Genomic DNA, 13,196 nt, shown 5'->3' on the forward strand with positions numbered 1-13,196 from the left:
TTCATTTTCCTTTGATTTGATTTTCTTGTTCAAAGATAGGTGTTTTTAAATAATGGTACAAGTAACGGATAGTCATAAAGATTATTGTCCAAATTACCTGTTTTTATTTCAATCTTAAAAGGAGTTGTAGATTATTGGAATTTTTTTCAAACACTAGTAATTTCTAATTAATCCAGGGGTATTTATAATCTAGTTTGGAGATTGAAATAGTCAATAATTTTTCTAAAATATTTTCTTACTAAAGAATAAATCAGCGAAATGAAAATATCAGTTTCAGATGTGATTAGTTCTTCGTAAGTTTTTTCTTTTAAGAATTGAATTATTTCTTCTTCTGTTATACTCATTATATGTATAAGTTTTTTAAGATTGCTACGGAATAACAAAGTTGCTCAAACTGAACACTAAAAACTGTCAACTGCCCACTATTTTCAATGCGCTTCCAGCCAATTTTCCCCCATTCCAATTTCTACATCCAACGGAACATCCATTTTAAAGGCATTTTCCATTTCGTGTTTAATCATCGGTTGGATTTTTTCTAGTTCTGAGTTGTGAACATCAAAAACCAACTCATCGTGTACTTGCAACAACATTTTCGATTTCCAGTTTTCTGAAACTAATTTCTTGTGAATATTTATCATCGCAATTTTGATGATGTCGGCGGCTGAACCTTGAATTGGGGCGTTTACGGCATTTCGTTCGGCGCCACTTTTGACCATCATATTGGCAGAATTAATATCTTTCAAATAACGTCGTCTTCCTAAAACCGTTTGCACATAACCATTTTCTCTAGCAAAATCTACTTGATTCGCCATATAAGATTTTAGTTTTGGATACGTTGCATAATAAGCATCAATCAACTCCGCACTTTCTTTTCGCGAAAGCGAGGTTTGATTACTCAATCCAAAAGCAGAAACACCATAAATAATTCCGAAATTCACCGTTTTAGCATTGCTGCGTTGTTCCTTGGTTACTTCTTCCAAAGGAACATTAAATACTTTCGCAGCTGTCGATTTGTGAATGTCTTCGTTGTTTTGGAAAGCTGCAATCATATTTTCTTCGCCAGACAAAGCAGCGATAATTCGCAATTCTATTTGGGAATAATCCGCAGAAACCAAGGTGTAATTTTCGTCACGAGGAATAAAGGCTTTACGAATTAATCGTCCTCTTTCGGTACGAACAGGAATATTTTGCAAGTTGGGATTATTGGAACTCAATCGTCCCGTTGCGGCAACGGTTTGCATATAATCGGTGTGAACGCGTCCTGTTTTTGTGTCAACTTGGTTCGGCAAAGCATCAATATACGTGCTTTGTAATTTCACCATTTGACGCCATTCGAGAATGTCTTTTACGATTGGATTGTCTTTTTCTAAATAACTTAATATTTCTTCGCCAGTGGCATATTGACCCGTTTTGGTTTTCTTTTGTTTCGCTCCACCAATTTTTAATTTATCGAATAAAATATCGCCGAGTTGTTTTGGTGAAGCTAAATTAAATTTTTCACCAGCGGTTTCGTAGATTTTCTGTTCCAAACCGTTGCTTTCTTTTGCCATTTCAACCGACATCGCTTTTAAGAAAGGAACGTCTAAATTAATTCCTTCCAATTCCATTGCTGCCAAAACTGGAATCAACGGAATTTCGATTTCGTCAAATAATTTTTTAGTTTCGGCTTTGTCCAGAATCGGGCTGAAATTTTGTTTCAATTGATAGGTAATATCGGCATCTTCGGCGGCGTATTCTTTGATTTCTTCCAAAGCTACGTCTCGCATTGATTTTTGATTCTTGCCTTTTTTACCAATTAAATCTTCAATCGATTTTGGCGAATATTTCAAGTAGGTTTCACTTAAAACATCCATATTATGACGCATATCAGGATTAATCAAATAATGCGCAATCATCGTGTCGAATAATTTTCCTTTGATTTGAACACCATAATGCGACAGAATTTTCAAGTCATATTTGATGTTTTGGCCAATTTTTTCGATGGTTTCACTTTCGAAAAATGGTTTAAATTTATCCACCAAAACTTGTGCTTCTTCTTGATTTTCTGGAAATAGAACATAAAATGCTTTCCCTTTTTCGAAAGAGAATGACATTCCAACGAGTTCCGCATTCAAAGCATCAATTCCAGTTGTTTCGGTGTCAAAACAAACCGAAGTTTGGTTCATCAAGTTTCGCAAAAGCAATTTAACGGCAAAATCACCTTGAATACTTTGGTAAAAATGTTCGGTATTTTCTAAAGTTGCATAGAAAGAATTCGATTTTACTTCGCCAGTTTCTTCATCAGAAAATCCAAACAAGTCAAATTGATCTTCATTCGTTTTTTTAGCAGGAGCTTTTTTAATTATTATTTCATTGCCATTGCTATTGTCATTGGTATTGATTTCGTCGTATTCTTTTCCGGTGCCAAAGTATTTGTCAAACTGCGCTTTCATTTGTCGAAATTCCAATTCCTGGAATAATTCATCTGTTTTTTCAACATCTGGTTTAGATAGTTCGTAATCGGACTCATTGAATTGTACAGGGCAATCCAAAAGAATTGTGGCTAATTTTTTAGATAACAAACCCAATTCGGCATTGGCTTCGATTTTATCTTTAATTGCACCTTTCAATTGATGTGTGTTGGCCAATAGATTTTCCATTGAACCGTATTCTTTCAAGAATTTCTTAGCTGTTTTTTCGCCAACACCCGGTAATCCTGGAATGTTGTCGGCGGCATCGCCCATCATTCCAAGGAAATCAATCACTTGCTCTGGACGGTCGATTTCGAATCGAGCTAAAACTTCAGGAATCCCCCAAATTTCGATTCCATTTCCCATTCGTGCGGGTTTGTACATAAAAATATTCTCAGAAACCAATTGCGCAAAATCCTTATCAGGAGTAACCATAAAAACTTGGAAGTTCTCTTTTTCGGCTTGTTTGGCAAGAGTCCCAATCAAATCATCGGCTTCAAAGCCTGCCACTTCAATAATAGGAATGTGCATTGCCTTCAATAATTCTTGAATGTAGGGAACCGCAATTTTTATGGCTTCAGGAGTTTCGTCGCGATGTGCTTTGTATTCTTGGTACATTTCGTAGCGATACGTACTTCCGCCTTTGTCGAAAGCTACTGCCAAATGATCGGGTTTTTCGCGTTTAATAACGTCCATCAAGGCATTCATAAACCCCATAATGGCCGAAGTATCCATTCCTTTGGAATTGATTCTTGGGTTTTTTATAAAAGCAAAATATCCACGAAAGATTAAAGCGTAAGCATCGAGAAGGTAAAGGCGTTTTTGTGACATAGTAAATAAATTATTGAGCGTAAAAGTAACGAAAGTTTAAAACTTTTTGCGATGTTTATATCGAACTTTATATTGAAATCCTTTTGCTTTTTAATAGAAGTAGTTCAAAAGGGAGTTGTTAACCTTTATATAAATATTTAATTCGAAATAATTTTGGTATGATTTTAGTTAAATTTCAATTAACAAAAATTTAAATAACTTAATTTAATTGTTATTTTGCACAAAAAATATATCTTAATGTTTTTACGCTTATTAATATTATGTTTGGTGCTTTTCGTAATAGAAATCTATGCTTATCAAGCATTAAGAACTGTAGTAAAAGCAAGACCTATTCTCATTTCCTATCAAATAATAAGTGCGCTAGTTTTAGCCTATATTGTTTATTCTTTCACACAATTTGACCGCAAGATTGGACAAACACCCCAAACCATGCAAACCATGGGTTTGTTACTAATGGTATATCTTCCTAAAATTATTTTGACTTTAGTATTATTTGGAGAGGATATTTATCGAGTTGGTTTTGGCTCCGTAAATCACTTTGCAAAATTCAATAACAGTGTTGACTTCCTTGCTTCAAGGCGAAAATTTGTTAGTCAAATTGGTTTAGGACTTGCTGCGGTTCCTTTATTGTCCTTAATATATGGCGTTACAAAAGGGAAGTATAATTACAAAGTGATTAAACAAGCCATATTTTTCCCTGATTTACCCGATGCTTTTGACGGTTTTACCATAACACAAATATCCGATGTGCATAGCGGTAGTTTTGATGATCCTGATAAAATCAATTATGCGATTGACTTGGTCAATGAACAAAATTCGGATATGATTTTGTTTACGGGCGATATTGTCAATACTCATGCTAAGGAAATGCACCCTTGGATTGACACTTTCAAAAGGATTAAGGCCCATAAATACGGTAAATATTCAATATTAGGAAATCATGATTATGGCGAATATGTTCCTTGGCCTACTGAAGCCGCAAAAGAAGAAAATTTTCAAAACATTAAAAATTTATACGGTCAAATTGATTTCAAATTAATGTTGAACGAGCATACTTTTATCGAAAAAGGGAATGACAAAATTGCATTGATTGGCGTCGAAAATTGGGGAACTAATTTCAAGAAAGTAGGAGATATTAATTTGGCTTCTGCCAATTTGACAAAAGAAGATTTTAAAATTCTGATGAGTCACGACCCCAGTCATTGGGATTGCGAAGTGCAAAATCACCCAAAGCATTTTCATTTAACGCTTTCTGGTCATACGCACGGATTTCAGTTTGGTATAGAAATTCCGGGTGTAATTAAGTGGAGTCCTATTCAATATATTTATAAACATTGGGCTGGTTTGTATGAAAATATGGGGAGATACGTGTATGTAAACAGAGGTTTTGGTTTTCACGCTTATCCAGGAAGAGTAGGGATTATGCCAGAAATTACCGTAATCCAACTAAAAAAAGGCAAGAATGTGTCATAATTCGTTTAAAATGCTACATTTGTAAAATAATATCTCTTTTCAATAGATTTAGAAAATTAAATTCATTGGTTTTATGTCAAAATTTGGAGAACTTATAAGCACTCAAGTCCCTGTGTTAATTGATTTTTACACAGATTGGAATGAATCATCTGTATCGATGCATCCAGTAATACGAGATGTAGCCGCAGCTCTGGGCGATAAGGCAAAAGTAATAAAAATTGATGTCGATAAAAATCAAGAACTAGCCGAAGCTTTGCGTATCAAAGGGCTTCCTACTTTGATGATTTACAAAGATGGACAGATGATTTGGAGACAATCTGGAGAATTAGATGCTAATTCGATAATTAATCTGGTTCAAGAATATCTTTAGGCAAGCTTTTCAAAAACAAACCCTTTTTCTTTAAAATGTTTCAGCGCTTTTGGCAATGTATATTGTAAATGCGGAAATGCTTTTACGCTGTCGTGAAAAACGATGATACTTCCTGCGCTTACTTTTTTTGTTGCGTTTTCTAAACATTTTTCTTTGGAAATAGTAGCGTCATAATCGGCACTCAAAACATCCCACATAATTATTTTGTAGCCTAGTTTTTGCAGTTTTTCAGCTTGAGAAGCTTTTATCTTTCCGTAAGGAGGTCGGAACAGATTGCAGATTTCAGATTGCAGTTTGCAGTTTGGAGACTGACCACTAACTACTGACCACTGAATACTGCTTTTCAAATAATCTTCAGTTTGGGTTTTCCAACCATTCAAGTGATTGAACGTGTGATTTCCTATAGAATGCCCTTTGGCAATTACTTTCTCGAAAATTTCAGGATGCTTTTCGATGTTGTTGCCAATACAAAAAAAAGTGGCTATAGCATTGTATTTTTCTAACTCTTGCAAAACCCATTCAGTAATTTCTGGTATTGGACCATCGTCAAAAGTAAGGTAGATTTTGTTTTCCGTATTGGGAATATCCCAAACATAATTTGAGAATATTTTTTTAATAAATCGGTTTGTTTTTATCCAATAGAAATTCATTGCACAGGTTTTTATTAAATAAAATAAAAAATGTAGCGGTATTTTTCAATAGCGCTACATTTATTAATTTTTCAAATCTTATATTTATTACTCTCTCTCACGTTCAAAACGTTCAAACATTTTGATATAAGTATTAAATGCGGATCTGTTTTTATTGTAAAATTGTACATCGCCATTTTCTTTCATTACACTCAATAAACTTCTGTAACGCTCAATATCAGTGATGATATCAATGGCTAAATCTACTTGATCTGAAGAGCTTAAAGTACCGTAATAATTCAAGTTTTCTTTGTATTTGCCTATCAGTTTTTCAAGAAGTTGCTGAGCTTTTTCTTTTTCGCCTACTTCATAATATCCTTTTGCAAAAGGTTCGACCATTGAGTAATAGCCAAACTTTTCTACTGGCATTTCTGTCAAAGATAATTCGATTACTTTTTTGGCTTTGTCCATTTGCCCTTCGGCGATTAGTTTATCCATTAATCTTGATAGGACAGAGCGATAAGAAATGCTATTTTTTCTGGTTTCAGGATCGTGATAAATATCGCCACGGCTGTTACCCCAATCCCATTTCATTACAATAGAATACATTTTGTCGGCATCAAGTCCGCCCATATCCATTGGGTTGGTGTCTTTGTCAGCCTTAGTTTTTATTGGAACTAATTTATATATCATCCCTTCCAGTTGAAGGTAGCTTTTCATCCACAAATAATCCTCATCTTCAAAAGCACCTGGACTGAAATAAATAGGTCTTTTCCAATTGTTATTTGCAATTAGGTCAAGCATCATCAATCGGTTTTTGTATAATGCGTTTCCTTTGATGTCAATGTCAATATAAGAAACAATAGAATCATTGTATTTTGCGGCCACAACTTTATTTTTGATAATATCGTTTTTGTCAACAGGAATCCTGATTTTATTGGTTGGATAAAAATGGATGGTTTGGCCGTTTTGCATTTCAACAGTTGATTTTGGATTTTTAATAAAATCGATAAAATCTTTAATTTCCCAACGGCTTTCCACTTTTGGAATATGAGCTGTGTAATCTAATTTATCTCCTACATATTCATTGTGCGTAAATGAAATAGGCAACGAATTCGATTCGTATGATTTGCTTTTCATTTGATCGATATACCAGTCGGTCATAAAAAGACTTGTATTTACAATCTTAACATCGGTTCTTACGTGTTCAATTTCTTGAGCGTACCAAAGAGGGAAAGTGTCATTGTCACCAATGGTAAACAAAATAGCATTTGGATCGCAAGATTCTAAATACGATTTTGCCAATGCAGTTGCGGTATATTTATCCGAACGGTCGTGGTCATCCCAGTTTTGGAATCCCATTAGAACTGGAACTGCCACTAAACTTGCGCCAATTATTAAAGGTCCAGCTATTTTTGGCGCTAAATATTTTTGTAAACTTTCATATAACGCATAAACTCCAAAGCCTATCCAAATGCCAAATACATAAAACGAACCTACCAAAGCATAATCTCTTTCGCGAGGTTCGAAAGGTCTTTCGTTGAGGTAAATTTTCAAGGCAAGTCCCATAAATAGGAACAAAACTAATAGCACATAGAAACTTTTTCGATCTCTGCTGGCGTGATACATTATTCCAATTAGCCCTAAAATTAAGGGCAAAAAGAAATAGACATTTCGTCCTTTATTATTCAATACATCCGAAGGCAAGTTTTGTTGTGTGCCCAAATGTAATTCGTCTATAAACGGAATGCCACTAAGCCAGTTTCCGTCTTGGTAGTCGTATTTTCCTTGAATATCGTTTTGACGCCCCACAAAATTCCACATCAAATACCTGAAATACATATAGCCAAATTGATATTCAACCATAAATCTCAAATTATCAACAGTTGCTGGTTTTTCTACGATTAAATAATCGCTGTAAGTTTTCAAAAATTTCACATAATCTTCGGTGTCAAGTTGTTTTTGAGCATAAGCTTTTCTAAATTCAACAACTGTTTTTTCGATTTCATTTCTCAATTGTGCCGTGGCTTGAGCTAAATCTTCTTCCGAAAGTTGGTTTGGATCTACACCGTATTTCGATAAATCTTGTTCGTAAGGATAATCAGGATTTAGTCTAAACTCCGGTGGATTTGTAAAACTGATATAACTTACAATGTTTTCGCCACTCCATAATCTGGGTAAAAAAGTTTTTTGATTGTCATCGCTGTTTTGCTCAGCATTTTTGAAATTATTTACAATAACATATTTACCTGTTGTATAGTCTCTTTCATAGTTGGGCGCCTTATCTAAATAAGGATTATTTTCGTCTAAACCAGCAAAAGCTTCGGTGTACTGTGGCCCGTAAAACAAAGGATTTGAACCGTATTGTTCTCTATTATAATAAGCCAAAACTTCACGAGCATCCGATGGTTTATTCTCGTTAATTACCGTATTGGCATTGGCCCGAATAGGCAACATCATCCAAGTCGAAAATCCTATCAGGATGAAAAGAACACACAATATTAGCGTGTTAAATTTTATTAGCCCTTTGGTACGAGTGTATTTTAGACTAAAATAAAAGAAAGCAATGAGAAGCAAAACCACAAAAATAGTTCCCGAGTCAAACGGCATTCCTAATTCGTTAACCATAAAAACTTCGGTTTTACCGAAGAAAGCCATCGTTAAAGGTAATAGTAATTTGAAAATAAATAATAAAACAGCAACAACGACAATATTTGCAATTATAAAATTTTTGATTGTAACTTCTTTATAATGTTTGAAATAATAAAGAAAACCAATGGCGGGAATGGTCAGTAATGCCATAAAATGGACGCCAAATGTAAGTCCAACTACAAGTGAAATAACCAATAACCATTTATTGCCTTTTGGCGAATCCATATCTTGTTCCCAACGTAATCCCAGCCAAAAGAGCAATGCAATAAATAGGGAAGCCATTGCATAAACCTCGGCTTCTACAGCACTTGCCCAAAAACTATCAGAAAAAGTGAAAGCCAAAGCGCCTACAAAAGAACTGCCAAGAATTACAATAGCATTATTTTTATTTACCTCCGAATACTGCGAAATTATTTTTTTTAAAATCATCGATGACGACCAAAACATAAATAGAATGGTAAAAGCACTCGAAAAAACCGACATCATATTTACCATCAAAGCAATATGTTTGTCATCTATAGCAAACATGGCAAAAAAAGCACCAATCATTTGAAATAATGGCGCTCCAGGCGGATGTCCCACTTGAAGTTTTGCCGATGTAGCAATGTATTCTCCACAATCCCAAAAACTCATTGTGGGTTCAACGGTTAATGTATAAGTTATTAAAGCGACTGCAAACGCACACCAGCCAGTAATTGTATTCCATTTATTGAAATTAAATGTTGCCATATTTAGATGCTAAAAATTTATTTTTTTTCAAACACAAAGAAAATGTTTTTTTGCGTAATGACACGAGCATTAACAAAAATTTCCAAAAACAAATATACGGTCATTTAAATTGCTTTAAAAGAGGTTTTTTTTATGATTTTTATTTTTAAAATTTTGAATTGGCATCTTAATAATTATTACTGTTATGTGTTTGTTTTTTTATGTCTCATATTTAACACCTTTTTGTCCTCATTTTATTTGCCCGTTTAAAAACATTATTTCTCAAAAATCTTACAATATACAGATAAATAAGTGCTTTTTTATGCTGCGGATATTCAATAAATTACGTAAATTTGAGTGTGTTTTTTAATAAATGTTTGTTTGATTCTAAGTTTTTTTGTCTTTAATTATTCTTAAATATATAGTTTTATGAAAAACAAGTATCAAAATCAAATCGTTACAAATTTGGTGTTCATTTTAATTGCATTTTTGTTTATATCTATGGTTTCTGCTCAACATGAAGTCTCTTTGAAAGTTTCCAAAGTTGCTGTAAAAATGAAGAACCCATATCCGGCTGATCAATACTCATTTGAAAGAGGAAGGCATTCTTATCAGATAGATTGTGTTCGATGTCACGGTAAAAGCGGTAATGGAGACGGAACTAACTCCGAAAAAGTGCAACAAGTAGTTTCGGATTTAGGTTCTGATGCCATCCAGAAACAAACTGATGGCGAATTATTTTGGAAGATTTCTGAAGCAAGAAGACCTATGCCATTAACTGAAATAACAGATGATCAGCGATGGGATATTGTGAACTTCATTCGCGCTTTTAAGAAAAAGTAAAAACATTTGAATAACATTATTTATTAAAAATGGGGTTTTATAGTCCCATTTTTTGTTTAATTTTAAAATCTGGTTAATTTTGAAAAAAAACAACAAATCAATCAATATGTCTTCAAAAACCTTTTAACGGATTAATTAGTTACTTTCTATATCCATCAATTCTAAGGGTTTATTTGAATTAATGATTATTTTTAATGCGACTAACGGCGATACAAAGGAGGGTAAATTTCATATACAATCTGATTAGAAGAAAGTTTTTCAATAAAAAGAGATTAAAAATTTGTAAAAATTAAAATTTGTATTAAATTTGCACTCGCTTAACAGCAAAGGTATTGGTCTATGGTGTAATGGTAACACAACTGTTTTTGGTGCAGTCTTTCAAGGTTCGAGTCCTTGTAGACCAACAAAAAACCTCTCAAATCTTGAGAGGTTTTTTTATGTAAAATTGTTAATTTAATATAGTTTTATGTTTTTAAATGGAATATGAACATCAGATTTTAAATGTGATTACGGGTTTTGAAGCGTGATTAACCAAGTCTTCGCCAATGCTTCCGTTATAAAAATGAGCCAAACCTGTTCTGCCATGAGTACATATTCCTATTAAATCTGCATTTATACTCTTGGAAAAATTAATAATTCCGTTTTCTATGTTTGTGTCGTTAAAGATATGGGTAGAATAGTTTTCAATATCAAAATTAGCGATGAAATTCTCCATAATTTTTTCAGTGGCATTTGTGGTTTTAAAACTAGAAGGAGTGCAAATGGTTACTAAAAACAGTTTGGAATTGAAAATTTTTGCAAACTCAAGCATTTTTCTAAAAGGTTTTTTTGTTTCTCTTGAAAAATCAGAAGCGAAAACAAAATCTGTTGCTTTAAATTCCTTCGTTTCTTTTTTGATTACTAAAACAGGAATTTTGGAGTAGCGTACGATTTTTTCAGTATTAGAACCTACAAGTAATTCTTTAAATCCTGAAGTTCCGTGCGATCCCATAATTATTAAATCGACATTGTTTCTTTTGCTTGCATCAACAACTCCCAAGTCAACTTTATTAAATTCGATAGATTCAAATACCTCAATACCTTTCAAAAAGGTTGATTCCATTAATTCTTCGAGCTTTTCAATCGCTCTATTTTTAAAAAAAATAATTTCTGGAATGCTCTTGCTGTTTCCAATAACGTCGCTAATTTGTTGAGGCAATTCTAATAAATGCAAAATAATGATTTCGTAATGGTTCTTTCGGGCAATTTGAGAGGCGACTTTTAAAGCTTCAATTGAATATTCAGAAAAATCGACAGGTACTAAAATCCGTTTCATATCTATAAAATTTTAAAATTATTTGACAATTAGAGGATGAAATTTGGGTGATTAAATTTACAAATTTTTTTTAACATAAAACAATCATTTTTAATTTATAAAAAATATCACTATATTTGCACAGTTATTTATTAAAAAACTAGATAATGAGGCACGCATAGCGTGCCTCTTTTTATAAAATATGACATTTAAAGATAAAGTAAACGGCTTGGTAGTTGAGGCATTGCTAGAAAATCCTTCTATTTTTCTGATTGATTTGAAAATAACTGATAGTTTTAAAATTATCGTGAATTTAGATGGTGATAATGGTGTGGCTTTGCAGGATTGTATTGATGTAAGTCGAGCAATTGAAAATAATTTAGACCGCGAAGAACAAGATTTTTCTTTAGAAGTAGCCTCAGTAGGTGTTGGTTCTCCATTAAAAATGGTAAGACAATACAAGAAAAATATTGGTAGAACCTTAATAGCAAAATTGGCAACTGAAACTATTGAAGCAGAATTAGTTGAAGCTAATGATAATTTTATAATTTTGTCGTGGAAAGCAAGAGAAGCCAAAAAACTAGGAAAAGGGAAAGAAACGGTTCAAAAAAGACAAGAAATACCGTATTCAGAAATAAAAGAAGCAATTGTTACAGTAACATTTTAATTAAATAGTTGGCATGGAAAATTTAGCATTAATCGATTCATTTTCAGAGTTTAAAGACGATAAACTTATTGATCGTGTAACGCTTATGGCGATATTAGAAGATGTGTTTAGAAATGCATTGAAGAAAAAATTTGGATCGGATGATAACTTTGATATTATTATCAATCCTGATAAAGGCGATATGGAAATCTGGCAAAGAAGAATTATCGTTGCTGATGATGATTTAGATTTAGACCATCTTGAGATTACATTAACAGAAGCTAGAAAAATTGAACCAGATTTCGAAATTGGAGAAGAAGTTTCAGAGGAAGTGAAGTTGATAGATTTAGGAAGAAGAGCTATTTTGGCCTTGCGTCAAAACCTGATTTCTAAGATTCATGAACACGATAACACCAATCTTTACAAACAGTTTAAAGATTTAATTGGCGAAATTTATACTGCCGAAGTTCATCATGTTCGTCCAAGAGTTGTAATTTTGATTGACGATGACGGTAATGAAATTGTTTTGCCAAAAGAGAAACAAATCCCATCTGACTTTTTCCGTAAAGGAGATAACGTTCGTGGAATTATTGAAAGTGTTGAATTAAAAGGAAATAAACCACAAATAATTATGTCTAGAACTTCGGAGAAGTTCCTAGAAAAATTATTCGAACAAGAAATTCCGGAAGTTTTCGACGGATTGATAATGGTTAAAAATGTGGTGAGAATTCCTGGCGAAAAAGCAAAAGTAGCCGTAGATTCTTATGACGATAGAATTGACCCTGTAGGTGCTTGTGTGGGAATGAAAGGATCTCGTATTCACGGAATTGTTCGTGAATTAGGTAACGAAAACATTGACGTTATCAATTATACTAGTAATATTCAACTTTACATAACAAGAGCATTAAGCCCTGCAAAAGTTTCTTCTATTAAGATTAATGAAGATACTAAAAGAGCTGAAGTTTTCTTGAAATTAGAAGAAGTTTCAAAAGCAATTGGTAGAGGTGGACACAATATTAAATTAGCAGGTCAATTAACGGGTTATGAACTCGATGTTATCCGCGAAGGAGACGTTGCTGGTGCTGTTGCAGATGACGATGATGTTGAATTAACAGAGTTTTCAGATGAAATTGAAGAATGGGTTATCGAAGAATTTGCAAAAATTGGATTGGATACTGCAAAAAGTATTTTGAAACAAGATGTAAATGATTTAGTTAGAAGAACTGACCTAGAAGAGGAAACAATTCTAGATGTAATGAGAATACTAAAAGAAGAATTTGATAGTTAGTCAATTCTTCCA

At 33.2% G+C, this 13,196-nt stretch carries 10 protein-coding genes and 1 tRNA gene; 6 read left to right on the forward strand and 5 right to left on the reverse strand.

The genetic code is table 11. From position 1 onward, the window contains the following. Window positions 1-182: 182 nt before the first annotated feature. Window positions 183-344: a hypothetical protein gene (locus tag FNW17_RS16245; protein WP_185964758.1), complete on the reverse strand. Its 162-nt coding sequence runs from the start codon at window positions 342-344 to the stop codon at window positions 183-185. 84 nt (window positions 345-428) lie between these two features. Beyond that, window positions 429-3,281, reverse strand: a complete 2,853-nt coding sequence (gene polA / locus FNW17_RS02510; RefSeq protein ID WP_144070798.1) for a DNA polymerase I — start codon at window positions 3,279-3,281, stop codon at window positions 429-431. A gap of 237 nt (window positions 3,282-3,518) precedes the next feature. Between polA and FNW17_RS02515 the strand changes: the two genes are divergently transcribed. Both FNW17_RS02515 and FNW17_RS02520 read left to right on the forward strand, forming a co-directional pair. Next, window positions 3,519-4,754: a metallophosphoesterase gene (locus FNW17_RS02515; protein WP_143389317.1), complete on the forward strand. Its 1,236-nt coding sequence runs from the start codon at window positions 3,519-3,521 to the stop codon at window positions 4,752-4,754. A gap of 73 nt (window positions 4,755-4,827) precedes the next feature. Beyond that, on the forward strand, window positions 4,828-5,124 hold the full coding sequence (locus tag FNW17_RS02520) for a thioredoxin family protein (RefSeq protein WP_143389318.1): 297 nt from the start codon (window positions 4,828-4,830) through the stop codon (window positions 5,122-5,124). Here FNW17_RS02520 and FNW17_RS02525 read toward each other — a convergent pair. Further along, entirely contained in the window at window positions 5,121-5,774 is a 654-nt protein-coding gene (locus FNW17_RS02525; protein WP_143389319.1) for a polysaccharide deacetylase family protein, read from the reverse strand. The genes FNW17_RS02520 and FNW17_RS02525 overlap by 4 nt on opposite strands. Window positions 5,775-5,861: 87 nt before the next feature. Continuing rightward, window positions 5,862-9,134, reverse strand: a complete 3,273-nt coding sequence (locus tag FNW17_RS02530) for a DUF2723 domain-containing protein (RefSeq protein ID WP_144070799.1) — start codon at window positions 9,132-9,134, stop codon at window positions 5,862-5,864. Window positions 9,135-9,542: 408 nt separating this feature from the next. On the opposite strand from FNW17_RS02530, the gene FNW17_RS02535 reads away from it, so the two are divergent. Together FNW17_RS02535 and FNW17_RS02540 are read left to right on the forward strand one after the other, a co-directional pair. Then, window positions 9,543-9,956, forward strand: a complete 414-nt coding sequence (locus FNW17_RS02535; RefSeq protein ID WP_143389321.1) for a c-type cytochrome — start codon at window positions 9,543-9,545, stop codon at window positions 9,954-9,956. A gap of 333 nt (window positions 9,957-10,289) precedes the next feature. Then, window positions 10,290-10,360 (forward strand) — tRNA-Gln (locus FNW17_RS02540). 86 nt (window positions 10,361-10,446) lie between these two features. Here the strand turns inward: FNW17_RS02540 and FNW17_RS02545 are convergent. Further along, on the reverse strand, window positions 10,447-11,271 hold the full coding sequence (locus FNW17_RS02545; RefSeq protein WP_143390702.1) for a universal stress protein: 825 nt from the start codon (window positions 11,269-11,271) through the stop codon (window positions 10,447-10,449). Between the two features lie 181 nt (window positions 11,272-11,452). On the opposite strand from FNW17_RS02545, the gene rimP reads away from it, so the two are divergent. Both rimP and nusA read left to right on the forward strand, forming a co-directional pair. Continuing rightward, complete coding sequence (gene rimP / locus FNW17_RS02550) at window positions 11,453-11,917, forward strand: ribosome assembly cofactor RimP (protein WP_143390701.1); 465 nt, start codon at window positions 11,453-11,455, stop codon at window positions 11,915-11,917. Window positions 11,918-11,930: 13 nt separating this feature from the next. Next, the gene (nusA, locus tag FNW17_RS02555) at window positions 11,931-13,184 is read left to right on the forward strand and encodes a transcription termination factor NusA (RefSeq protein WP_143390700.1); all 1,254 of its coding nucleotides are present in this window, start codon (window positions 11,931-11,933) and stop codon (window positions 13,182-13,184) included. Window positions 13,185-13,196 lie beyond the last annotated feature (12 nt).

The sequence above is a fragment of the Flavobacterium franklandianum genome (assembly GCF_007097365.1).
GTDB lineage: Bacteria > Bacteroidota > Bacteroidia > Flavobacteriales > Flavobacteriaceae > Flavobacterium > Flavobacterium franklandianum.

Bases quoted from the DNA above. Each gene is read 5' to 3' on its own strand.
- FNW17_RS02525 (WP_143389319.1), bottom strand. From the start codon at position 5,774: ATGAATTTCTATTGGATAAAAACAAACCGATTTATTAAAAAAATATTC.
- FNW17_RS02520 (WP_143389318.1), top strand. From the start codon at position 4,828: ATGTCAAAATTTGGAGAACTTATAAGCACTCAAGTCCCTGTGTTAATT.
- rimP (WP_143390701.1), top strand. From the start codon at position 11,453: ATGACATTTAAAGATAAAGTAAACGGCTTGGTAGTTGAGGCATTGCTA.
- FNW17_RS02545 (WP_143390702.1), bottom strand. From the start codon at position 11,271: ATGAAACGGATTTTAGTACCTGTCGATTTTTCTGAATATTCAATTGAA.
- FNW17_RS02530 (WP_144070799.1), bottom strand. From the start codon at position 9,134: ATGGCAACATTTAATTTCAATAAATGGAATACAATTACTGGCTGGTGT.
- FNW17_RS02515 (WP_143389317.1), top strand. From the start codon at position 3,519: ATGTTTTTACGCTTATTAATATTATGTTTGGTGCTTTTCGTAATAGAA.
- FNW17_RS02535 (WP_143389321.1), top strand. From the start codon at position 9,543: ATGAAAAACAAGTATCAAAATCAAATCGTTACAAATTTGGTGTTCATT.
- nusA (WP_143390700.1), top strand. From the start codon at position 11,931: ATGGAAAATTTAGCATTAATCGATTCATTTTCAGAGTTTAAAGACGAT.
- polA (WP_144070798.1), bottom strand. From the start codon at position 3,281: ATGTCACAAAAACGCCTTTACCTTCTCGATGCTTACGCTTTAATCTTT.
- FNW17_RS16245 (WP_185964758.1), bottom strand. From the start codon at position 344: ATGAGTATAACAGAAGAAGAAATAATTCAATTCTTAAAAGAAAAAACT.